Source organism: Streptomyces sp. NPDC030245 (assembly GCF_055572995.1).
On sequence record NZ_JBVICF010000002.1, the window covers coordinates 240,349 to 262,458 of the forward strand.

Genomic DNA, 22,110 nt, shown 5'->3' on the forward strand with positions numbered 1-22,110 from the left:
GCTTCGGCGGCCCGGGGGTACCCGGAACTTTCACCCTCTCCCTCGGGATTCCGGCGCGGCGGGAAAGGCTGTCGAAAGGGGAACGCGATTTCGGCTCCGCACGAAAGTACGCAGTTGCGTACCGAGACGGTGCTGCTGGACAAGCAGTGCGTCGTCCTCCTCGCCGGCGAGCTCGACCTGAGCACCATCGGCACGCTCCATGAAGCGGTCCGCGCCTGCCTGGACACCGGTCCCACCCGCGTACTCATAGACCTGCAAGAGGTGCTCTTCTGCGACTGCGTGGGCCTCCGCGCCCTGCTCCAGGCCAAGGACGAGATCGTGCGTGCCGGTGTCGGCTTCGGCATACACGGCCCGCTGCGGCCCGTGGTGGCCCGCCTCATCGAGCGCACCCACACCGCCGACCGGCTCGGCCTGGCTCCCGCCTCCCCCGAGGAACCGGTGTGAGCGCGCAAGAACCGGTGTGAGCGCGCACCGCCCCGGGACAAGCCTGTTCCCTCCGGTGGTCCCGGAGGTAGCTTGGTAGTCAGGTCCCCCGAGGGAGGCTGATCCGATGCCGTGGCTCGCATGGCTGGTCGCCGCCGCCGCGCTGGGCGCCGCGGAGTTCTTCACCCTGACCCTGGCCTTCGGACTGCTGGCGGGTGCCGCGCTGGTCGCCGCCGTGGTCTCCGGTGTGGGCATCGGTCTCGCGGGCCAGCTCGTGGCCTTCGCCGCGGCGGCAGCGGGGGGCCTCCTCGTCGTCCGCCCGGTCGCGCTGCGTCACATGGCGCAGGCGCCCCTCACGCACGAGGGCAGCGACGCCCTGATCGGCAAGCGGGCCGAGGTCATGCGGGAGGTGACCGCGTCCCACGGTCTGATCAAACTCTGCGGCGAGGAATGGTCCGCACGAGCCCTCGACGAAAGCCATGTGATCCCGGCGGGAGCACTGGTGGATGTCATGGAGATCGAAGGCGCCACAGCCATCGTCTATCCCCGCGAGCTCCTTCCGTGAACGGCTGCGACTCGCGAGCTCCTTCCGTGAACAGCTGAAACTACGGCAATGGAGGAAGTGTGGAACCCGTTGTCATTCCGATTCTCGTGGCGGCGATCGTCGTCGTCTTCCTCGTGGCTTCCTCTGTGCGCATCGTCCCGCAGGCCCGCCGCTACAACATCGAGCGGTTCGGCAGATATCGCAGGACGCTTCAGCCGGGCCTGAATCTCGTCGTGCCGGTGGCGGACCGCGTCAACACGAAACTCGACGTGCGGGAGCAGGTGTATTCGTCGCAGCCCAAACCGGTGATCACCGAGGACAACCTCGTGGTGAACATCGACACCGTGCTCTATTACCAGATCACCGACCCGCGGGCGGCGGCGTACGAAGTCGCGGACTATCTACAGGCCATCGACCAGCTCACCGTGACCACGCTGCGCAACGTCATCGGCAGCATGGACCTGGAGGAGACGCTCACCTCGCGCGAGGAGATCAACACCCGGCTGCGCACCGTCCTCGACGACGCCACCGGCAAGTGGGGCATCCGCGTCAACCGCGTCGAGATCAAGGCCATTGATCCGCCGAACACCATCAAGGAAGCGATGGAGAAGCAGATGCGGGCCGAGCGCGACAAGCGCGCGGCCATCCTGCACGCCGAAGGGGAGCGGCAGGCCAAGATCCTCACCGCGGAGGGCACGAAGCAGAAGGACATCCTGGAGGCCCAGGGCACGCAGCAGGCCATGATCCTGCGGGCGGACGGCGAGGCCAAGGCGGTGGAGCGCGTCTTCCAGGCCGTCCACCGCAACAACGCCGACCCGAAGGTCCTCGCGTACAAGTACCTGGAGACGCTCCCCCACCTGGCGAACAGCGACAACAACACCTTCTGGGTGATCCCCGGCGAGCTGACGGAGGCCGTCCGCACCGTCACCACGGCCTTCGGCGATCACTCGTCGACGGGGCTGCCCGAGACCACGCGCCCCGCCGAGGCGGCCGCGGCCGGTGCCGACGGGACGCCCGCCGAAGGGAGCGCGGAGCTGGCCGCGGGCTCGCCGCTCTCGCTCGACGCCGCCGCGGCCGCCGACGAGGTGGCGAAGCAGGCCGCCGCGGCGGTGAACGACGCCAAGGCCGAGGCCGAGGCCGCGCGGTCGCCGCAGACGCCGGGCCGGGGACAGAAGGGGTAGCGGGCATCGGGTAGCGGGCATGGGGTAGCGGTTGCGGGTAGCGGTTTCGGATAGCAGTACGACCATTTCGCGCCGTTCTACGGCCCCAACAGGCTCTATTCGTACGGGAGTTCCCAGCCTGCGCACTTTCCAGAAGCGGCTTGGGCGGGCCGGCGCGTCGATGTGTGGCACCGCCGCCACGTCGCGTGACACGTACGGTCACCTCCAACCCCCGACCCACCACCGGAACCCCACATTCCGCCACAAGGCCCCACGCTTTCTTCACTGCTCCGCACTGGACTCCAGCCCCTCGCCTCGCATACCGGCAGGACATAGGCATATGCCAGAAGCACCACCGCATCGTGTGTTGCCAAATCCCTTACGGCCCACTCCCCGCTGTGCGAAAGTCGTTAGCGGTCCACCACCCGTCAAGTTGGTCGCACCGCACCTTCACCGGAGCACCTCATGCCGCCCCATGTCTTTGCGGACCACGCAGCCGCCCAGCCGCCCGAGCGCGGCATGGTCGACGCGCTGATCTCGCGGACACGCCGGCTCCGCGGCGACGTGGACGCCGTGCGGCGCGACGCCGTGGCCGACCACGGGGACCCGGCGGGACGCTGGCAGCGAGCCCTGTGCGACCTGGCGGTCCACCACCTCGACGACCTCGACGACCATCTGGCACAGCTGCGGGACGGCCCGCCGCGGGCGGGCGGGGAGCCCGCGGCACCGGCCGCTCCGACACCCACGGCGTCACACCGCGGCTCCCTCCTGAGCCGGGTGGGCAGCGCCGAGTGGAACCTCCTCACCGACGAGGCCAGTTGGTCCGGCGAGCTCTACGACATCCTCGGCCGCGACCCGGCCGCTCCCCCGCTCTCCCTCGACGAGTTCCCGTCGCTGGTGCACCCCGACGACCAGCCCCTGCTGACCGCGATGGTCACGGACTGCCTCGTCGACGGAAAGCCCATCGACGGCGAATTCCGCGTCCTGCGCCCCGACGGACGCTGGCGCCAGGTGCACATGATGGGCGAGCCCGTGCTCGCCACCGACGGCTCCACCGCCTCCATGTGGGCGGTCCTGCGGGACGTCAGCGAGCTGCGCCGCAGCCAGCGCGTGGTCCGCGAAAGCCGCGACTCACTGCAACGCCACCGCGACATCGCCCAGACCGAGCACCGCCTCGCACTCGAACTTCAGGAGGCGGTCCTCCCACCGTGGCGCGGCTCCCTGCGCCTGCCGCACGGCGGCCCCACCCGTCTCGACCTCGCCGGCCGGTACCTCCCCTCCTCGACCAGCGCGCTCATCGGCGGCGACTGGTACGACGCGATGGAGCTGCCCGAGGGCCACGCGCTGCTCAGCGTCGGCGACCTCACCGGGCACGGTGTCACCGTCACCTCCGGCATGGCGATGCTGCTCGGCGCACTGCGCGGCATGGCCGTCACCGGCGCACCGCCGGACCAGATCATGGGCTGGCTGAACCAGCTGCTGGACGCCACGGTCCAGCCCGCCCTGGGCAGCGCCGTCTACTGCCGCTACGACCCCGCCACACATCTGCTCACATGGGCGCAGGCGGGCCACCCCGCTCCGCTGCTGTTCCGCGACGGGACGGGACGCACGCTGACGCCACCGCACGGCGTGCTCCTCGGCACCACCTCCGGCGCGAAGTACGAACAGGCCGAAGAGCAACTGCTCCCCGGAGACCTGCTGTTGCTGCACACCGACGGCCTGGTGCCACGGCGCGACAGGGACACGGCGACAGGCCTGCTGCTCTCCCTCGCGTCCCGCTTGGCCGGGGCGCGTACGGCGGAGGACTGCGTGCGGACCGTCGTCGAGGAGTTCGGCGAGGAACCACGTGAGGACGACGCCTGCCTGCTGGCCGCGCGGATCTGACTGCCCGCTCCGAGCTACGCCCTGGCCGTCCTCCTGCCCCCCTTCGGCAGCGCCAGCTTGATCTCCTCGCGCAGGTCCTGGATCTTCGGATAACCGGCGTACTGCGCGGTCAGCCGGTACATCTCACGCAGCCGGTCCCAGGTGCGGTGCGAGGAGTTCGCCCGCATCGACACCAGCGCCAACCGGGCGTATCGGTCGGCCTGTTCCGGGTCGTCGGCGATGAAGCAGGCCGAGGCGAGCGAGATGTAGTCGAAGATCTGCGACCGGTCGCGGTTCTTGGCCCGCAGCTCGATCGCCTCCTTGGCGTGCCGCTGCGCGGCGCCCGCCGCGGACGCCTCGTGGTCCGCGAGGGTGCGGTAGGCCAGGGCCTGCATGCCGTGCAGATCCGCCTCGTCGAACATCTGCATCCAGCTCGGCGGCGGCACGTCCCCCTTGTCCGAGACGAAGAGGTCCTCGGCGAGGCCGAGGGTGCGCCGCATCGCCTGGCCGCGGCCCATCGACGCGTGCGCCCACGCCTCGATGGTGTACAGCATCGCCCGGGTGCGGGGCAGGGCCTCCTCGCCCGCACCCGACTTGGCGAGCTTCATCAGGTCCAGGGCGTCGTCCGGCTTGCCGAGGTGCACCATCTGGCGTGCGGCCCGGGACAACGCCTCGCCCGCGCGCGGGCGGTCGCCGCCCTCGCGGGCGGCGTGCGCCGCGATGACGAAGTACTTCTGCGCCGTGGGTTCGAGGCCGACGTCGTGCGACATCCAGCCGGCGAGCACGGCGAGGTTGGCGGCGACGCCCCACAGGCGCCGCTGGAGGTGGTCGGGGTGACGGTAGGCGAGCATGCCGCCCACTTCGTTGAGCTGACCCACCACGGCCTTGCGCTGCAACCCGCCGCCGCGGGCCGCGTCCCAGGCGCGGAACACTTCGACCGAGCGTTCCAGTTCCTCGATCTCCTGGGATCCGATGGGGGCGGCCTCGTAGCGGTCGAACCCGGCGGGGTCGGCGTGCAGAGGATCGTCTGTACGGGGGGCGTCGGCCTTGAGGGCCGGGTCGGTGTGCAGCCAGTCGTGCATGGCGCTGCTGAGTGCGGAGCCTGCGGCAAGCGCAGCGCCCGCGCCCACCAAGCCGCGTCGGTTGAGCATGAGGTCCATTCCCGTGAATTCGGTGAGGACCGCGGCCGTCCGCTCGGGCGCCCACGGCACGCCGTCGGGGTGCTCCACACTCCCGTCGCCACGCCGCTTCCCTGCGCGCCCGTGCCGGACCAGACCTAGATCCTCAGTGGTCACGACACGGCCGAGACGCTCGGTGAACAGAACAGCCAGCACCCGTGGCACCGGATCGCGCGGGATCTCCCCCATGTCGATCCACCGCCGCACCCGCGAGGTGTCGGTCGCCAGCTGCGGGTGGCCCATGGCCGCCGCCTGCCGGTTCACCAGTCTCGCGAGCTCCCCCTTCGACCAGCCGGCCAGGCCGAACAGGTCGGAGAGGCGGGTGTTGGGTTGTCCGTTCACGTCAAGCCCCCAGGTTCTCGGCTGAGTTGACAGTAACCGTCTGTCAGTTGCTGAGCGACTATTCGCCAGGGTTCGCCAGGGTGCGCCACATGGTGTGCCAGGGGACGCCGGGTGTCAGGTAGGAGTGCGCCACCCCGACCCGGTCGCCGCCAGGCATTCCCCAGGGTGCACCCGAAGCGATCGGGCCGGGAGGCGCACGCAACTCACAGGCACACGAAGGGATCTGTATCGCCCATGTACGCAGCATCGTCCTCCGTGTCCGCCCCGCCCCGGCCGCTCCGCCCGCGCCCCCCGGTCCACCGGAGCGGCCGCGAGGCGCCCCCGTCACCGGGGAGCGGCCCCTATCTGGAGCCGGTGCGCCCCGGCGCACTGCCGGGCGTCGGCCGCACGCCCCGCGTGCCGGGGCCCGGCACGCAACCGCTCAGCGGGAGACTCGACTTGTCCGGCCCCCAGGGGGCACAACTGCGCACCGCGATCGCCTCGGTGCACCGCATCTGCCCCGAGTTCAATCCGGTGCAGGTGCTGCGCAGAAGCGGCCGCACCGTGCTGCTCGTCGGCACGGCGGGGCGCAGTACCGCCGTCGCCAAGTGCCTGCTCGACCAGTCACCCGGCTGGGCCGAGCGGATCAGGCACGAAATAGCGGTCTACCGCTCGTTCGTCCGGCACCGCCCGCCGGTCCGAGCGCCGCGGCTCATCGCTGCCGACCCCGACGACTGCACGCTGGTGATCGAGCGGATGCCGGGACGGGTGGCGGCACTGCACCGGCATCCGGCCGAGGCCCCGCCGCGTGCGGACATCCGGGCGGCGCTCGGCTCCGTCTGCCGCCTCAATCAGTGGCGGCCGCCGGCGGAGATGTTCGGCAAGCCGATGGACTACCCCAGGCGGATCTCCCGCTTCCACGAGCTGGGGCTGCTGACCGACCGTGACATGGGTGACTTGCAGAAGCTGCTGCACGGCATCGCGCACTCGGTCGGGCACCAGGGCGGCGGACACCAGGCCATGTGGCAGTTCTGCCACGGCGACGCCCTCCTTTCCAACATCCTGCTCTCCCCCGCCGGCCCCGTCCTGGTCGACTGGGAGCACGCCGGCTGGTATCTGCCGGGGTACGACCTGGCGACACTGTGGACGGTTCTCGGTGACGCCCCCGTGGCGCGGCGCGAGATCAGCCAGCTGGCGCAGGCCGCGGGCCCCGCGGCGCGCGACGCGTTCCTGGTGAATCTGATGCTGGTCCTGACCCGCGAGATCCGTACGTACGAATCGGCCGTGCAGCGTTCGATGCACGACTCGACCCCGGTGGCCCCGGGCCCGGCCCATCCCGGTGCCGCGCCGACCGGCGAGGAACAGCGGCTGCTGCTGAGGCGGCTGCACGACGACTGCCAGCTGGCCCGCCGGGCCGTGCGCGCGGCGGTCGGTACCCGCTGACGGGGGGCGAGGGCCCGCGGTGCGCTGTGGACAGGGACGCACCGCGGGCCTTCGTATGCCTCTGACGGCTGCCGCGGGACCATGTCGTCGCGAGGGACCGTGCCGCGAGGGCGGCGCCCGGCCGCGCCGAGTCTCGTTCCGGAACGGGGGGCGGCAGTATCGGCCAGAGTGCCGAGTCGTGCTGACGGCCGGGGTCTTCCGCCCCTAGCGTCAGGGTATGTCCGCAACCGACGCAGAGCAGATCGACCGGGCCAATACCTCCGGTCGCACGCCCGCCGTGTTCGTGCACGGCCTGTGGATGCTGGCGAGCAGCTGGGACCACTGGCTCCCGCACTTCGAGGCGGCCGGGTTCGCTCCGGTCGCCCTGACCTGGCCGGGGGAACCGGCGACGACGACCGAGGCCAGGCAGCACCCCGAGGCCGTGGCGGGCACGACGGTCGGGCAGGTCGCCGACCATCTCGCCGGGCGCATCAGCACGTTGGAGCGCAAACCCGTGGTGATCGGCCACTCGGTCGGCGGGCTGCTGACGCAGATCCTCGCGGGCCGCGGTCTGTCGGCCGCCTCGGTGGCGATCGACCCGGCACCGTTCCGCGGCGTCCTCGCGATGCCGCTGTCGACGGTGCGTTCGCTGCTCCCCATGATCGCCAACCCGGCCAACCGGAAGCGCGCCAAGCCGCTGACCTTCCAGCAGTTCCGCTACGCCTACGCCAACGCCGTCAGCGAGGAGGAGGCCCGGTCCATCTACGAGCGGTACGCCGTGCCCGCGCCATGCGCCCCGCCCATGCAGGCGGCGCTCGCCAACCTCAATCCGCGCACGGAGGTCAAGGCCAACTGCCGCGATCCGCGGCGGGGTCCGCTCCTGATCATCTCGGGCGGCCGGGACAACGCCATTCCCTGGGCGCTCGCCAACAGCGCGTACAAACGGCAGAAGCGCAGCCCGTGCGTGACGGAGATCATCGAGCTGCACGGCCGGGACCACGCGCTGACGCTCGACAGCAGGTGGCAGGAGGTCGCCGATGTCGCGCTGTCCTTCGTACGCCGCTTCGTGTGACGGTGCCGTGCCGGGCGCCGCCGAACCGGGCAAAAGGTGTGTTCCAGATCACCCTGCATGGGGCACGTATCTGGAACAACAGGAGATGGTCCGCCGTTCATATAAGTGTGGCTGCGGAGGGGACAGTGTCCCCGGGCCTCACCTATAGCCCATGGGGAAGATCGTTCGGCTGAAGCCCCATGGAGCCTTTCGCCGAGAGGCGACCGCCCTCCGCTCGCCACGCTTTACGGCCCCGGCTGGTCTCCCCCGTCCAGTCGGGGCTCTTTCATGCCGTCGCCGGTGGTGCCGTCGATCTGCTCGCGGAGGATGTCCGCGTGGCCGGCGTGCCGGCCGGTCTCCTCGATCATGTGCACCAGGACCCGTCGCATCGAGGGCGCCGGGCCCCGGCGCGGGGGCCGCGGGGCGAGGAAGGCCAGGTCCGGGCAGGCCTCGATGACCTGGTTGGCCTGCTCGACGGCCCGCCGGTAGTCGGCGAGCACGCCGGCGACGGTGTCGTCCGGGGACGGCCGCATCGTCGCGCGCCAGTCGCCGGGTTCCTCGCCGAGGAAGTAGAACCGTTCGACGAACCCCAGGTGCTTGAGCAGCCCGAGGAGGCTGGTGCCCGAGGGCACTCCGCCCGTTCGGACCTGCGGCTCGGGCGCGCCCGCGACCTTGTCGGCGATCGAGGCGCGCAGCTGGTCGAGGAAGCTTCGCAGCATGGCTTTCTCGGCGGCGTCGGCCCCGAGGAGTCCGGTGTCCTTCATCGCGACACTCCGTTCCCTGTGAGTCCGCGCCGGACGAGCAGGACGTTGTCGATGACGGTGGCCGTCTCGCCGGTCGGTCCTGTGGCCCGGCGTTGAGGCATGTCGGCACGCAGGACGGACCAGTGCGCGGGGTCGAGGTCGAGTTCCGCAGCGGTCTCGGTGGGTGTGGGGTAGTGGGTGTCCGGGTCCTGGTTCCACGACCAGGGAGCGGTGGAGCCGTGGTCCACGATCAGCAGGAGACCACCGGGCCGCAGGGCCTGTGCCGCGGTACGCAGGACTCGGCCGCGGGGCAGGGCGAACGGTGTCTGGAAGTACTGCGCGGAGACCAGATCGAACCGGCCGCCGGGGAAGCTGTCGGCCAGGTCGTGCTGCTCGGTGGTGACCCGGTCCGCGACGCCGAGTTCCCGGGCGTGCTCCCGCACCCGTTCGACGACGGTCGTGGAGATGTCCACGGCGGTGACGTGCCAGCCCTGTCGGGCGAGCCAGAGGGTGTCGCCACCGGCACCGCAGCCCAGGTCCAGGGCCGCACCCGGGCGCAGCGGCGCGACGGTCTCGGCGAGCAGCGGGTTGACGCGCCCGCCCCAGGTGCGCCGGGCGCGGTAGTGCTGCTCCCAGAAGTGTTCGGCGTCCCTACCCCGAGTGGAATCCATGCGAGTCGCTCCTTCGTCGGCTGAAGCCGGTGATGTATCGACAGCGTCGGCGCCACCGTTGCGCCCCTGCAAGGAAAGTTGCGGATCCGCACTGCCGGGGCATCATCGGCCCATGGACAGCACGCGTAACAGCACAGGCAACAGCACGGACGGCAAAGAAGACCGCACCGGAGACGTGCTGGCCGGAGTCGGGCCGCGGTTGCGCGCCCTGCGCCGGGCGCGCGGCACCACCTTGGCGGCGCTGGCGACGGAGACCGGCCTCACGGCGAGCACCCTGTCCCGCCTTGAGAACGGCAAGCTCCGCCCCACGCTGGAACAACTCCTGCCGCTGGCCCGGGCGCACGACGTCCCGCTCGACGACCTCGTCGCGGCGCCGCCCACCGGGGACCCGCGCGTCCACCTGCGCCCCGTACGGCGATCCGGTCTCGTGCTGGTGCCGCTGACCAGGCGCCCCGGTGGCATCCAGGCGTACAAGGTGATCCATCCGCCCGCCGGCCGGGCACCCACGATGAAGCTTCAGACCCACGAGGGATACGAGTGGTTCTACGTCCTCGACGGACAGGTCAGATTCGTCCTCGGTGAACGGGAGTTCCGGCTCGGAGTCGGTGAGGCCGCGGAGTTCGACACCCGTGTCCCCCACTGGATCGGCAGCGCCGACAGCCGCCCCGCCGAGCTGCTCGCCCTCTTCGGGGCGCAGGGGGAACGCGCGCACCTGGCTCCGTCGTCCGGCCACTGACTGGGGCTTCGTTGTCAGTGGCGGCTGGGAGGCTGGTCCGTATGGACAGCGACGACGAGCAGCTGCTGCGCGGCCGGGTGTACGGCCAGGACCACGACCACCCGGGCCCACGACCGGGGCAAAGCTATGCCGAGTTGGTCGGCGGCCCACTGGACGGGCTGCTGCTCGACATCACCGGCTGGACGCAGGAGGAGATCGACGCCGGTGCCGCTCTCCAGACGGAGCTGGGGCGGTTCGGCGCCGACGGCCGGGCGACGTACCGCCCGCGTCCCGGCGCCCCGCGCCGCTTCGACTGGTCCGGCGACATCCGGTGACGGGGCGTCCGGCTCCCAGCCCTCCGCTCGGCGCCCGGCCCGGAAATTGCACAGGAGATCCGGAAACCGCGCTGCTAGCATGATGCGCATGGCACGAGGTATCTGGTCGCAGAAGGTCCGCTCCGCCCGCTGACGGCGGCGCCTTCTCCCTTTCTGAACGAGCGCTCGCCGTCCCGGTTCCCGCCGGGCGGCCGCTTTCCGCTGCCCGGCTCCACTGCGAGCTGCGGAGCACCCCGTGAACCACTTCCCTTCCCTTGAAGCCGAGGGCGACAGCGCCCACGTACGCGCGGAAGGTATCAGCCTCACCCTTGGAACCCGGCATGTCCTGAACGACGTCTCGGTCACCGTCTCCGCCCGGTCGCGGATCGCCGTGGTCGGCGAGAACGGCCGGGGCAAGACGACGCTGCTGCACGTCCTCGCCGGGCTGATCACCCCCGACGAGGGCACCGTGCACCGGGCCGGCACGATCGGCCTGGCCCGACAGGAGCTGTCCGCCCGGGACGGCGAGACCGTCGGCACCCTCACGTCCGAGGCCCTGGCCGCCTCGCTCGCGGCCCTCGCCGCGCTGGACGGGGCGACCCTCGCCATGGCCGAGGGCGACCCCACGGCCGACGACCGCTACACAGCCGCGCTCGACGCCGCCACCCGGCTCGACGCGTGGGACGCCGAACGCCGCGTCGACGTCGCCCTGGAAGCCCTCGGCGCCTGCACGGACCGTCAACGCCCGCTGTCCACGCTGTCGGTGGGGCAGCGCTGTCGGGTCCGGCTGGCGTGCCTGCTCGGCGCGCGGCACGACATCCTGCTGCTCGACGAGCCGACCAACCACCTCGACGCCGACGGCCTCGACTTCCTGACCCGCAGGCTCCGCGAGCACGACGGCGGCCTCGCCCTCGTCAGCCATGACCGGGCGCTGCTCCGCGACATCGCGGACCGGTTCCTCGACCTCGATCCCACCCGCGACGGCAGGACGCGCCTGTACGCCGGCGGCTACGCCGCGTGGCAGGACGCGCGGCGTCGCGAGCGTGCGCGCTGGGAGCAGGACCACGAGGAGCAGCAGGAAGAGCACCGGCGGCTGCGGGACGCGGCAGCGAAGGCCCGCGACCGGCTCTCCACCGGCTGGCGGCCGGACAAGGGCACCGGCAAGCACCAGCGCCAATCCCGTGCGCCGGGCGTCGTTCAGGCGCTGAAGCGGCAGCAGGACGCTCTGGAGGCGCATCGGATCGACGTGCCGGAGCCGCCGCCGGTGCTGCGGTGGCCCGACCCGGATGTCCGGCCCGGCGCGCCGCAGCTGCGGGCGCACGGCGTCACGGTGGACGGGCGGCTCGCCGGTCCGGTCGACCTCACTCTCGACGGCGGCGACCGGCTGCTGGTCACCGGGCCGAACGGTGCGGGGAAGTCCACGCTGCTCGCCGTGCTCGCCGGTGTGCTCGCGCCGACGGAGGGATACGTGCGTACGGCGGCGGGGGCGCGGGTCGTGCGGGTCGGGCAGGAGACCGCCGAGCAGCAGCCCGGCCTCACCGCCCGCGAGGTGCACGCCCGCCATGTGGGGCGGTTGGTGGCCCGCGGAGTGCTCCGCGACGCCGATGCCGTCCCGCTCGGCTCGGTCGGGCTGCTGGACCGCGACGCGCTGCGTACGCCGGTCGGGCGGATGTCGGAGGGTCAGCGGCGGCGCCTCGACCTGGCGTTGGCGCTGGCCGGGCGGCCCGGCCTGATCCTGCTCGACGAGCCGACCAACCATCTGTCGTCCGCCCTGGTCGACGAGTTGACCGACGCGATCCGTGCCACGAGCGCCGCGGTGGTGGTTGCGACGCACGACCGGCAGCTGCTGCGGGACCTGGCGGACTGGCCGCGTCTGGAGATCGGGGTGCGCGTCGGCGCTCGCGCACGCTGACGACCGGTCCGGCCCGGTCGGCGCACCCATCCGTCGGCCGGGTCGCGGTGTGGCGGTGTCAGGTGTCGAAGCGGTGGCGGGAGGTCTCGATCTGGCCCAGGTACCGGTGCGTCCAGGCGCACATGCCGTCGACGGTCTCCCGCAGCTGCCGGCCGGGCTCGGTGAGGGTGTACTCGACCTTCGGCGGGACGGTGGGGTGCACGGTCCGCTCGACCAGGCCGTTGCGCTCCATCATGCGCAGGTTCTGGGTGAGCATCTTGTGGCTGATGCCCTCGACCCGGCTCCGCACCTCGGTGAAGCGCAGGGTCCGCTCCCCCAGCGCCTCGATGATCAGGAGCGCCCACTTGTTGGCGATGTCAGAGAAGATCTCCCGCGCCAGTGAGTCCGCGCGCCGCAGGTCCGCGGCGTCGGGCGAGCCGTCGTACTGCTTGGTCACCATCAGGTTCCCCAGTCACTAAAAAGTGCGTTCTTCCACGTCAGGACTGACTCTCCTACGGTTTCCGAGTAACCACAAGAGACCAAGAACGCCTTGGTCGAGGAGGCGGACCATCACATGCCCATCACTCTGGTGAACCCCGAAGGACTTCCCGAGATCGACGTCTACCGGCAGGTGTCGATCGCTTCGGGGTCGAAGCTGGTCTTCGTCGCGGGACAGGTTTCCTGGGACGCGGACGGGGCCACGGTCGGCGAGGGCGATCTCGCCGCTCAGGTCGAACAGTGCTACCTCAACGTCGGCACCGCCCTGGCCGCAGTGGGCGGTTCCTTCGACGACGTGGCGAAGCTGAACGTCCACGTCGTCGACTGGACGCCCGACAAGATGCCGCTGCTCCTGGACGGGATCGCGCGGGCCGCCGCGAAACTGGGCGTCACGCCGGTGCCGCCCGCCACCCTGTTGGGCGTGGCGGCACTGGACGTACCCGCTCATCTCGTCGAGGTCGAGGCCACCGCGGTCCTCGACTGAGTCCGGCCGCCGCCGATCGGCCCACTCCCATTGGTCCACGCCAGTGACGCGCCGCAGGCGGTGGGGCCGCCCCCGGCGAAAACCCGCCACCGACCCGCCGTAACCGGCGCTGACATGCGGAATCCCTCCTCCTGGGCATGATTGACGGATCGTCGGTGAGCCGGTACCACTGACGCACGCCCGGCCCCGCACGCCCCGTCACGCTTCTTCGGCCCAGGAGGCTGCATTGCGAGGATCCGACACCGCCCGTACCTCGTCCGCCCGCAGACGCGCCGTCAGATCGGCGGGCGCCCTCGCGGCGGCCGGCCTGCTGCTGCCGCTGCTCGGCGCGGCCCCGTCGTCCGGCGCTCCCCAGCAGGCCCCCGCGCTGCGGCTCCAGGGGGCCTTCGCGTCCGCCGCCGCCGAGTACCGCGTGCCCCAGAGCGTGCTGCTCGGCGTCGCGTACCTCCAGTCGCGCTGGGACGCACACGGTGGCGCGGCCAGCGTCACTGGGGGCTACGGCCCCATGCACCTCACCGACGCTCGCACCGCCCTGGCCTCGGCCCCGCACCACAGCGAGGGCGACGAGGACCCGCGCGGCGACACCTCACGCCCCGCCCCGCCGCCGCGCGCCCAGTTGCCGGAGGAGGGCGAACTCCCGGCCCGGCTGCGCACGTTGCCCCGCGCGGCCGAGCTGACCGGCCGGTCCGCCGACGAACTGCGCACCGACCCCGCGGCGAACGTCGAGGGCGGCGCGGCCCTGCTCGCGGCGGCCCAGCGCAAGCTCGGCAAGCCGCTGAGCGACAACCCCGCCGACTGGTACGGCGCCGTCGCCCGCTTCTCCGGCGCGGACGACGAGGCCACCGCGGCCACGTACGCCAACGACGTGTTCGCGGTGATCCGGGACGGCGAGCGGCGCACCACCGACGCGGGCCAGCGCATCGCGCTGGCGCCCCGGCCGGGTCTGAGACCGGACTCCGCGCAGCTGAAGCGCATGGGTCTGCGCAAGGCGCCCACCGGTCAGACGGAGTGCCCGAGGACGGTGGCGTGCGAGTGGATTCCCGCGCCGTACGAGGAGTTCAAGGATCCCAACGGCAACCCGGACTACGGCAACCACGACAAGTCGAACCGGCCGAAGAGCCAGAGCATCGACTCGATCATCGTCCACGACACCGAAGGCAGGTGGGAGGGCGTCCTGAAGATGGTGCAGGACCCGACCTATGTGTCGTGGCAGTACACCCTGCGCTCCACCGACGGCCACATCGCCCAGCACGTGAAGGCCAAGGACGTCGCCTGGCACGCGGGCAACTGGTACGTGAACGCCAAGTCGATCGGCCTGGAGCACGAGGGCTTCCTCACCGCGCCCGACACCTGGTACACGGAGGCCATGTACCGCACGTCGGCCCGCCTGGTGAAGTACCTCGCGAAGAAGTACGACATCCCGCTGGACCGGCAGCACATCCTCGGTCACGACAACGTCCAGGGCACCGTGGCCTCCACCATCCCCGGCATGCACACGGACCCGGGGCCGTACTGGGACTGGCAGCACTACTTCACGCTGCTCGGCAAGCCGTTCCGGTCCACGGCGGGCCCGGGTGGCGGAGTGGTCACGGTGGCGCCGGAGTACGCGAAGAACCGGCCCGAGTACACGGGCTGCGTCAAGCCCGGCGAGAAGTGCGTGCCGCACGGCTCGGCGGCCGTGCGCGTGCACACCGAGCCCCGTGACGACGCGCCGCTGATCAAGGACATCGGCAAGCGGCCCGGCGGCCAGGACTCCACGATCGACGTGAACGACGTCGGCGCGCGGCTCTCCACCGGCCAGCAGTACGCGGTCGCCGAGCGCCGGGGCGATTGGACGGCCGTCTGGTACCTCGGCCAGAAGGCCTGGTTCAAGAACCCGGCGAAGCAGCCCACCGCGGTCGACGCGAAGGGCCTCGTGGTGACGCCGAAGGCCGGCGCGACCGAGGTCCCGGTGTACGGGCGCGCGTATCCGGAGAAGGAGGCCTACCCGGCGGGCGTTCCGGTGCAGGCGGTCTCCCCGCTGCCGTACAAGATCCTCGCGGGCCAGAAGTACGTGGTCGGCGACAAGGTGCCGGGCGAGTACTTCTACGCCCCGACGTTCGACACGGCGCGGCACACGGTGGTGCGCGGCAAGGACATGTACTACGTGATCCAGTACGGGCACCGGATCGGCTATGTGCGCGCGGCTGATGTGCGGGTGGAGCGGTCCGGTTCATGACGCGGACGCGGTAGTGGCGGCCGGGTCCGGGCCCGCGTGGAGGCGGGTCCGGGCCCGACGTACGATCTGGAGCGATCTCGAACCGCGCGGCGGGGAACTCCGGAGGTGCACAGTGGGGAATCAGGTGCGTTCACGCGTCTCGGCGTACGCCGTCGCCGCCACGCGGGAGGAACTGCTCCTCACGCGGCTCTCCGACGCCTCACCGGTGTTCGAGCCCGGGCTGTGGCATCTGCCGGGCGGCGGGATCGATCCGGGTGAGCAGCCCGAGGAGACGCTCGCCCGGGAGCTGCACGAGGAGACCGGCCTCGAAGTCGTCGGCGCGCGCCTCGTCGACGCACGCACCTACTCGGCCCGCCGGCTCGGGGTGAGCTGGCATCTGGTGGGGCTCTTCTACGTCGTCGAGCTGGCGCCGGGGCCCGCCAGGATCGTCAAGGCGGACGACTCCACGTCGGACGTGGCGTGGAAACCCCTGTCCGGCCTGGACGAGTCGACGCTGTCCCCTGCTGCGATCGACGGGCTCGGGATGATCGCCGTCCGGGCCTGACGGGACGTCACCGGCCAGTGGGGCGACGCGCGTGCCCCGGCTCAGCCGAAGACGTGACGCTGCCCCGCCCGCATCTTCACGGTCTTGGTGCCGCCGTCGAACAGGTCGCTGCGCACGGCGAGTTCACGGGTGCGGGTGGCGCTCAGGGCGATGCGGGCGGCCCGGCCCGACGCCCAGTCGATGTCGACGGTCGCGCCGCCGCGGGCGCGCAGGCCCCGTACGAACCCCGCGGACCAGGCCGCGGGCAGCGCGGGCAGGATCTCGATGGCGTCGTGCTGACTCTGGAGAAGCATCTCGACGATGCCCGACGTCGCGCCGAAGTTGCCGTCGATCTGGAACGGCGGGTGGGTGTAGGGCGTCCAGGGTCTTCTTCAGCTCGGCGTGGAAGGCCGGCGCGTCGCCGAGCACGCGGGCGGCTTCCAGGGTGTTGGTGAGCAGGTCGTGGACGATCTGCTGGGCCATCGCGCCGCCCGCGGTGAAGTCGCCGTGTTCGGGCGAGTAGCTGGGCGTGACGACGAGCGTGCCGTCGCGCGGGTCGGTGCGCAGGTTGTCGAGCCAGAACTCGGCGGCCTCCTTCATCTCACCGGGTACGCGGTGGTCCGCAGGTACTCCGTGGAGCCGCCGAAGCGGTAGTGCTCGTACAGCTGGGCGGTGAGCCAGGCGGCGGCCTCCGGGAACCAGAACGCGGTCGGCCAGGTCCTCCGCGTGCTCCCCAGAGTCATGACCGGTCACGTTGAAAGTCCGATGACTGGGCCGGCAAGAGGACCGATGAGGGCACGACAAAACTGCCCCGTTCCCTGACCGGAACGGGGCAGCGCGTGGACGGAAGTACGGGTGTGACAGGTGCCGCTGCGCGGCGGCGGGCCGTCAGCCCTGCTGGAAGAGCTCCGCGGGCAGCGGCTTCAGGAGCGCGTACAGGTCGTCGGTGATCGGCCGGTCCCAGGCGGCGATGGTCACCAGGACGTTGTCACTGCGGTCGAACTGCACGCAGGAGATCCGGCTCTCGGAGAGCTTGAGACGGCGCACGATGAGGAGGTTGTCGCCCTGCATCACCGGCACGTCCTCGGCGGAGACGACCGTGACGTCCTCGTCGTTCTCCAGCGCCAGGAGCAGCTGGGCCACCTCGAAGGGGATCTCGCCCTCGGCGGTCTCGCGCGCCGGCGAGCCCTCGGGGAGGTTGCCGATGATCATCGCGGGGCCGCGGCCGCCGAACAGGTCGTAGCGCAGGAAGACGCCCTGGCAGCTGCCGTCGGGGGCGGGCAGCAGGCCCGCGCCGAGATTGCCGGGCCAGTCACCGGGGTCCATGGCCAGGACATCGAAGTCCGGGCCCGCGGGGGTGGCGGAGCTGCGGCGGCGGAGGAAGGACATGCGCCTATGGTACGTGGCCTGCGGGGCGTACCGGCGCGGGGGCGGGCCCGCCTCGCGGGGGCGGCGGACGGCGCGACCAGCCACGCAGCACTCCGGGCCCCGGAAGCCGCGGCCCCTAACCGGAGGCACCCCATCACCCTGCGGCCCAGCGCCGCCCCGGAATCACCCCGCGCCCCGACGCCGCCCCGGAATCACCCTGCGGCCGGCGCCACCCCGGCGACCACCTCGGCCCCACCCCGGCGCACCCCCGGACACAATGGCTTCCCATGACCGACGACGAATCCGTACTGAACTACTGGCGCGGCGGCCTCGACGCCATACCGGACGAGGTGTGGCACCATCCCGGCCCGGAAAGCCTGCTCCTGCCCGACAACGCGCTCACGAGCCTGCCCGCCCGCATCGGCACGCTCGCCTCTCTGCACACCCTCGACCTCGGCCACAACAGGCTGCGCGCGGTCCCCGACGAGCTCGGCGACCTCACGGCCCTCAGCCGCTTCCTCTATCTCCACGACAACGCACTCACCGAGTTGCCCGCGACCCTCGGCCGCCTCACCCGGCTCGCGTATCTCAACGTCGGCGAGAACCGCCTGACCGCCCTCCCCGACACACTCGGCGGCCTCGCCGGACTCGTCGAACTGCGCGCCCAGCACAACGAGTTGTCCCGCCTGCCCGAGTCGATCGGCTCGCTCGGCGCCCTACGGGAGCTGTGGCTCCGCGGCAACCGCCTGACCGGGCTGCCGGCCGGCGTCGGCCGCCTCACCGAGCTGCGGGAACTGGAGTTGCGCGAGAACGCTTTCACCGAGGTCCCGGGCGCACTCCGCGGCCTGCCCCTGCTGCGCCGCGTCGACCTGCGCGCCAACCGGCTCACGGAGCTCCCCGACTGGATCGCCGAGCTGCCCGCACTGGAGAAACTGGACCTGCGCTGGAACGACGTACGCGTCGGCGGCCGGCTGCTGCGCGCCCTGGAGGCCCGGGGCTGCGTGGTGCTGCGCTGACCCGGGCCGCCGGTCCCCGTGCGTTACGTCAGGTCGAACTCGCCCGCCCGGGCGCCGTGGACGAAGGCGCCCCACTCCGCCGGGGTGAAGATCAGGGAAGGGCTCTCCGGGCGGCCGCTGTTGCGCATGGCGACGAAGCCCTCGACGAAGGCGATCTCCACGTCCCCACGCCCCTCGCTGCTCGATCGCCAGTCCGCCGTGCTGAGGTCGAGCTCCGGCTTGTCCCAGCCCGCGAGCGGATGCTGCTGAGTGGTGCTGTCGGCCACGTCCGTGCTCCTCCCGAATGCGTCGGTCGGGCGCCAGCCTAGCTTTCGCCCCCGGGCGCCGGACAGGCCGCGGGGGCAGGACCTCGATCCGTCCGGCGTCCGGCGGTCCGTCGTCAGGTGGTGGGCGGTTCGGCGCCGACGAGCCACATGGCGAAGAACTGCGAGCCGCCGCCGTAGGCGTGCCCAAGTGCCCTGCGCGCGCCGTCGACTTGGTGCTCGCCCGCCTGGCCGCGCACCTGAAGTGCCGCCTCGGCGAAGCGGATCATGCCGGACGCCCCGATGGGATTGGTCGACAGGACACCGCCGGACATGTTCACCGGGAGGTCGCCGTCCAGTTCCGTGACACCGGACTCGGTGAGCTTCCACCCCTCACCCTCCGCCGCGAAGCCCAGGTTCTCCAGCCACATCGGTTCGTACCAGGAGAACGGCACGTACATCTCGACGGCGTCGATCTCCCGGCGCGGCTCCGCGATGCCGGCCTGCCGGTAGACGTCGGCCGCGCAGTCCTTGCCGGCCTGCGGGGAGACGAAGTCCTTGCCCGCGAAGAGGGTCGGCTCGCTGCGCATGGCGCCACCGTGCACCCAGGCGGGCGGCCGGGGCGCGCGGGCCGCGCCCGCACGGTCGGTGAGGATCATCGCGCAGGCGCCGTCGGAGGACGGGCAGGTCTCCGAGTAGCGGATCGGGTCCCAGAGCATCGGCGACGCCTGCACCTTCTCCAGGGTGATGTCGTGCTCGTGGAGGTGCGCGTAAGGGTTCTTCAGGGCGTTGCGGCGGTCCTTGTACGCGACGAGGGAGCCGACCGTGTCGGGGGCGCCGGTACGCCGCATGTACGCGCGCACGTGCGGGGCGAAGAAACCGCCCGCGCCGGCGAGCAGCGGCTGCTGGAACGGGACGGGCAGCGACAGGCCCCACATCGCGTTGGATTCCGACTGTTTTTCGAAGGCAAGGGTGAGGACCGTGCCGTGGACGCGGCCCGCGACGAGGTTCGCGGCGACGAGCGCCGTGGAGCCGCCGACGGAGCCCGCGGTGTGGACGCGGAGCATGGGCTTGCCGACGGCGCCGAGCGCGTCCGCCAGGTACAGCTCCGGCATCATCACGCCCTCGAAGAAGTCGGGCGCCTTGCCGATGACGACGGCGTCGATGTCGGCCCACGTCAACTCGGCGTCGGCGAGCGCCCGTTGGGCGGCCTCCCGGACCAGGCCCGCGATCGACACGTCACGCCGCGCCGCCACGTGCCTGGTCTGGCCGACGCCGACGACCGCCACGGGTTCCTTGGACACGCGCGCCTCAGCCACGGGTCTCTCCTTCCAGGACGGCGACCAGGTTCTGTTGCAGACAGGGTCCGGACGTGGCGTGGGCGACGGCCCGGTCCGACGCGCCCCGGTGGATGCGGGCGGCGGCCTCACCGAGGCGGATGAGTCCGGCGGCCATCATGGGGTTGGCGGCGAGGGCGCCGCCGGAGGGGTTGACGGCGACGTCGTCGGTCAGCCGCAGAGCCTTGCGCAGGACGACCTCCTGCGAGGTGAAGGGGGCGTGCAGTTCGGCCGTGTCGACGGGACGTTCGAAGACTCCGGCCCGCTCGGCGGCCAGGCGCGTCGACGGTGAGTCGGTGAGGTCGCGCACGCCCAGACCGTGCGCCTCGATGCGGTGGTCGATGCCGCGGATCCACGCCGGCCGCCCGCACAGCTCCCGGGCCCGCTCTCCCGCGGCGAGGATCACGGCGGCCGCCCCGTCGCCGATGGGCGGGCAGTCCCCGGTGCGCAGGGGACGTACGAGATAGTCGCCCTGCCCGACCGAACCTGCCAGCTGCGCATGGGAGTTGGTGGCGGCGTCCGTGCGGCTGCGGTGTGCGATCCCGGCGAGAGCGGGCTCGTCGGTCTCCCCCGCGTCGATCAGCGCCTGTGCCTGGAGCGCGGCGAGCGCCACGGAGTCGGGCCAGAGCGGGGCCACGTAGTACGGGTCGAGCTGCCGGGTCAGCACGTCGCGCACGGAGCCGGGCGACGACTTGCCGTACGAGTAGACGAGCGCGGTGTCGGCCTCGCCGGTCTGTAGTTTCACCCACGCCTCGTAGAGGGCCCAGGCGCCGTCCATCTCGACGTGCGACTCGGAGATGGGCGGCCAGGCGCCCACCCCGTCGAGCGCCATGGTGAAGGAGAAGGCGCGGCCCGCGAGGTAGTCCGACGAGCCGGAGCAGGTGAACCCGATGTCGCTGGTCCTCATGCCGGTGGCGGCGAGGACCTCGTGCAGCACCGGCATGAGCATCTCGACCTCGGAGAGCTCGTCGGTGGTGCGCAGGTGGTCGCTCTGGCCGAACGCGACGATGGCGACGTCACGGGCGGGCCGCCGCACGGATGGCTTGCGGGGCGCCATCTACACCAGCTCCTTGTACGTGTCGTAGTCGGCGTCGGGTTCGCCGGTGGGCCGGTAGTGGTCGGGGAAGCGGCCGCCCTCGGTCCACACCGGTTCGACGCGCAGGCCCATGCGGACCTGGTCGTAGGGGATGCCCGCGATGCGTGCGTGCAGGGCGAGGTCCGCGCCGTCGAGGGCGATGTGCGCGTAGACGTAAGGGACTTCGATGTCGAGGTTCTTCGCCTTGATGTTGACGATGCAGTACGTCGTGACGGTGCCGCGCGGTCCGACCTCCACCCGTTCGGCCGTGGCGACGCCGCAGGTGGGGCAGGCGCCGCGGGGCGGGACGTACACCTTGCGGCAGGACGGGCAGCGCTCGCCGACGGTCTTCCGTGCGGAGAGCGCGTTGATGTACGCGGTCTGGGCGCGGCCCGGCGAGTAGGTGTAGTCGAGCCGTGCGGGTGCGACGATCCCGGTGACGGGGTCGGTGAACTCCCCGCTGTGGTGAGATGGTTGGGCAGGCCCGCGATCACCGCCCCCTTCGTACGGCTCGAAGCAGGCGATGTCCGTGATGGCGCCGACGCGTTCGGCGGCCCAGCGGATCCGGACGCGCATGCCGGTGCACACGGAGTCCGGGCCGGGGGCGTCGAGGGCGTGGAGCAGGGCGGTGTCGGCGCCGTCGAGCTCCACCAGGACCCAGGCGAAGGGGGTGTCGAGGGGTTGGCCGCGGCGCGGTTCGTGGTTCCAGGCCCAGGTGGTGACGGTGCCGGTCGGGGCGACCTCCACGAGCTCGCGCAGCTCTTCGGCGGTCACGGGGTCGTACTCGACGGGCGGCACGAGCGTGCGGCCGTCACCGGTCCTGACCCCGAGCACGGTGCGCTCGCGCAATCCGGTGAGGAAGGCGCTCTGCACGGGCCCGAGGGACCGGGTGAAGGGGAACTCGACGACGAGAGGTGCGCGAAGGACCTCGGGGGACGGGGCGGGTGTCATGGACGGACTCCCTCTACTAGGGGGAACGGGGTGGATTAAGGGGCGCCCCGGGAGGGGCGCGGGGGACTGCGCGGCCCGCCCCCACCGGCCCGCAGCCGACAA

22 protein-coding genes and 1 pseudogene are annotated in these 22,110 nt (G+C 71.8%); 13 read left to right on the forward strand and 10 right to left on the reverse strand.

The features are described from left to right. The first annotated feature begins 114 nt into the window (after positions 1-114). The 4 genes from ACZ4Z4_RS05750 to ACZ4Z4_RS05765 all read left to right on the forward strand — a co-directional run bounded on the left by ACZ4Z4_RS05750 (position 115) and on the right by ACZ4Z4_RS05765 (position 4,011). Entirely contained in the window at positions 115-444 is a 330-nt protein-coding gene (locus tag ACZ4Z4_RS05750) for an STAS domain-containing protein (protein WP_468322680.1), read from the forward strand. A 106-nt stretch (positions 445-550) separates the two neighbouring features. Next, the gene (locus tag ACZ4Z4_RS05755) at positions 551-988 is read left to right on the forward strand and encodes an NfeD family protein (protein WP_468322683.1); all 438 of its coding nucleotides are present in this window, start codon (positions 551-553) and stop codon (positions 986-988) included. 59 nt (positions 989-1,047) lie between these two features. Further along, positions 1,048-2,148, forward strand: a complete 1,101-nt coding sequence (locus ACZ4Z4_RS05760; protein ID WP_468322686.1) for an SPFH domain-containing protein — start codon at positions 1,048-1,050, stop codon at positions 2,146-2,148. A 444-nt stretch (positions 2,149-2,592) separates the two neighbouring features. Next, a complete protein-coding gene (locus tag ACZ4Z4_RS05765; RefSeq protein WP_468322689.1) occupies positions 2,593-4,011 on the forward strand; it encodes a PP2C family protein-serine/threonine phosphatase in 1,419 nt (472 codons plus the stop codon). A 14-nt stretch (positions 4,012-4,025) separates the two neighbouring features. On the opposite strand, the gene ACZ4Z4_RS05770 is transcribed toward ACZ4Z4_RS05765, so the two are convergent. Next, entirely contained in the window at positions 4,026-5,510 is a 1,485-nt protein-coding gene (locus ACZ4Z4_RS05770) for a DNA-binding protein NsdB (RefSeq protein ID WP_468322692.1), read from the reverse strand. Positions 5,511-5,744: 234 nt separating this feature from the next. Here ACZ4Z4_RS05770 and ACZ4Z4_RS05775 point away from each other — a divergent pair, with 234 nt between their 5' ends. Together ACZ4Z4_RS05775 and ACZ4Z4_RS05780 are read left to right on the forward strand one after the other, a co-directional pair. Continuing rightward, on the forward strand, positions 5,745-6,932 hold the full coding sequence (locus ACZ4Z4_RS05775) for an aminoglycoside phosphotransferase family protein (RefSeq protein ID WP_468322695.1): 1,188 nt from the start codon (positions 5,745-5,747) through the stop codon (positions 6,930-6,932). A gap of 217 nt (positions 6,933-7,149) precedes the next feature. Beyond that, positions 7,150-7,983, forward strand: coding sequence for an alpha/beta hydrolase (locus ACZ4Z4_RS05780; protein WP_468322698.1), 834 nt, complete (start codon positions 7,150-7,152; stop codon positions 7,981-7,983). Positions 7,984-8,207: 224 nt separating this feature from the next. Here the strand turns inward: ACZ4Z4_RS05780 and ACZ4Z4_RS05785 are convergent, their stop codons facing one another. Together ACZ4Z4_RS05785 and ACZ4Z4_RS05790 are read right to left on the reverse strand one after the other, a co-directional pair. Continuing rightward, positions 8,208-8,726, reverse strand: a complete 519-nt coding sequence (locus ACZ4Z4_RS05785; protein ID WP_468322700.1) for a DinB family protein — start codon at positions 8,724-8,726, stop codon at positions 8,208-8,210. Further along, positions 8,723-9,376 (reverse strand): class I SAM-dependent methyltransferase, encoded by a 654-nt coding sequence (locus ACZ4Z4_RS05790; RefSeq protein ID WP_468322703.1) that lies wholly within the window; start codon positions 9,374-9,376, stop codon positions 8,723-8,725. Before ACZ4Z4_RS05790 ends, ACZ4Z4_RS05785 begins: the two co-directional genes overlap by 4 nt. A 112-nt stretch (positions 9,377-9,488) precedes the next feature. On the opposite strand from ACZ4Z4_RS05790, the gene ACZ4Z4_RS05795 reads away from it, so the two are divergent. The 3 genes from ACZ4Z4_RS05795 (at position 9,489) to ACZ4Z4_RS05805 (ending at position 12,317) form a co-directional block, all read left to right on the forward strand. Further along, positions 9,489-10,112 (forward strand): helix-turn-helix domain-containing protein, encoded by a 624-nt coding sequence (locus ACZ4Z4_RS05795; RefSeq protein ID WP_468322705.1) that lies wholly within the window; start codon positions 9,489-9,491, stop codon positions 10,110-10,112. Positions 10,113-10,153: 41 nt separating this feature from the next. Beyond that, a complete protein-coding gene (locus tag ACZ4Z4_RS05800) occupies positions 10,154-10,426 on the forward strand; it encodes a hypothetical protein (RefSeq protein ID WP_468322706.1) in 273 nt (90 codons plus the stop codon). 235 nt (positions 10,427-10,661) lie between these two features. Next, a complete protein-coding gene (locus ACZ4Z4_RS05805; RefSeq protein ID WP_468322708.1) occupies positions 10,662-12,317 on the forward strand; it encodes an ABC-F family ATP-binding cassette domain-containing protein in 1,656 nt (551 codons plus the stop codon). A gap of 58 nt (positions 12,318-12,375) precedes the next feature. On the opposite strand, the gene ACZ4Z4_RS05810 is transcribed toward ACZ4Z4_RS05805, so the two are convergent. Further along, positions 12,376-12,756, reverse strand: coding sequence for a winged helix-turn-helix transcriptional regulator (locus ACZ4Z4_RS05810; RefSeq protein ID WP_468322710.1), 381 nt, complete (start codon positions 12,754-12,756; stop codon positions 12,376-12,378). A gap of 114 nt (positions 12,757-12,870) precedes the next feature. Between ACZ4Z4_RS05810 and ACZ4Z4_RS05815 the strand changes: the two genes are divergently transcribed. From ACZ4Z4_RS05815 to ACZ4Z4_RS05825, 3 genes are all read left to right on the forward strand, one after another. Next, the gene (locus ACZ4Z4_RS05815) at positions 12,871-13,278 is read left to right on the forward strand and encodes a RidA family protein (protein ID WP_468322713.1); all 408 of its coding nucleotides are present in this window, start codon (positions 12,871-12,873) and stop codon (positions 13,276-13,278) included. 226 nt (positions 13,279-13,504) lie between these two features. After that, the gene (locus tag ACZ4Z4_RS05820; protein WP_468322714.1) at positions 13,505-15,496 is read left to right on the forward strand and encodes an N-acetylmuramoyl-L-alanine amidase; all 1,992 of its coding nucleotides are present in this window, start codon (positions 13,505-13,507) and stop codon (positions 15,494-15,496) included. A gap of 124 nt (positions 15,497-15,620) precedes the next feature. Beyond that, complete coding sequence (locus ACZ4Z4_RS05825; protein WP_468322716.1) at positions 15,621-16,040, forward strand: NUDIX hydrolase; 420 nt, start codon at positions 15,621-15,623, stop codon at positions 16,038-16,040. A 41-nt stretch (positions 16,041-16,081) separates the two neighbouring features. On the opposite strand, the pseudogene ACZ4Z4_RS05830 reads toward ACZ4Z4_RS05825, so the two are convergent. Together ACZ4Z4_RS05830 and ACZ4Z4_RS05835 are read right to left on the reverse strand one after the other, a co-directional pair. Further along, positions 16,082-16,735: pseudogene (locus ACZ4Z4_RS05830) on the reverse strand (glycosyl hydrolase family 95 catalytic domain-containing protein); the annotation flags it as partial. Between the two features lie 172 nt (positions 16,736-16,907). Continuing rightward, positions 16,908-17,408: a hypothetical protein gene (locus ACZ4Z4_RS05835; RefSeq protein ID WP_398304189.1), complete on the reverse strand. Its 501-nt coding sequence runs from the start codon at positions 17,406-17,408 to the stop codon at positions 16,908-16,910. 266 nt (positions 17,409-17,674) lie between these two features. Between ACZ4Z4_RS05835 and ACZ4Z4_RS05840 the strand changes: the two genes are divergently transcribed. Next, positions 17,675-18,403 (forward strand): leucine-rich repeat domain-containing protein, encoded by a 729-nt coding sequence (locus ACZ4Z4_RS05840; RefSeq protein WP_468322719.1) that lies wholly within the window; start codon positions 17,675-17,677, stop codon positions 18,401-18,403. A gap of 23 nt (positions 18,404-18,426) precedes the next feature. On the opposite strand, the gene ACZ4Z4_RS05845 is transcribed toward ACZ4Z4_RS05840, so the two are convergent. From ACZ4Z4_RS05845 to ACZ4Z4_RS05860, 4 genes are all read right to left on the reverse strand, one after another. Then, complete coding sequence (locus ACZ4Z4_RS05845; RefSeq protein ID WP_398304185.1) at positions 18,427-18,669, reverse strand: DUF397 domain-containing protein; 243 nt, start codon at positions 18,667-18,669, stop codon at positions 18,427-18,429. Between the two features lie 113 nt (positions 18,670-18,782). Next, positions 18,783-19,949, reverse strand: a complete 1,167-nt coding sequence (locus ACZ4Z4_RS05850; protein ID WP_468324135.1) for a thiolase domain-containing protein — start codon at positions 19,947-19,949, stop codon at positions 18,783-18,785. A gap of 7 nt (positions 19,950-19,956) precedes the next feature. Then, the gene (locus tag ACZ4Z4_RS05855) at positions 19,957-21,039 is read right to left on the reverse strand and encodes a thiolase domain-containing protein (protein WP_468322722.1); all 1,083 of its coding nucleotides are present in this window, start codon (positions 21,037-21,039) and stop codon (positions 19,957-19,959) included. Next, a complete protein-coding gene (locus ACZ4Z4_RS05860) occupies positions 21,040-22,008 on the reverse strand; it encodes a Zn-ribbon domain-containing OB-fold protein (protein ID WP_468322725.1) in 969 nt (322 codons plus the stop codon). Positions 22,009-22,110 lie beyond the last annotated feature (102 nt).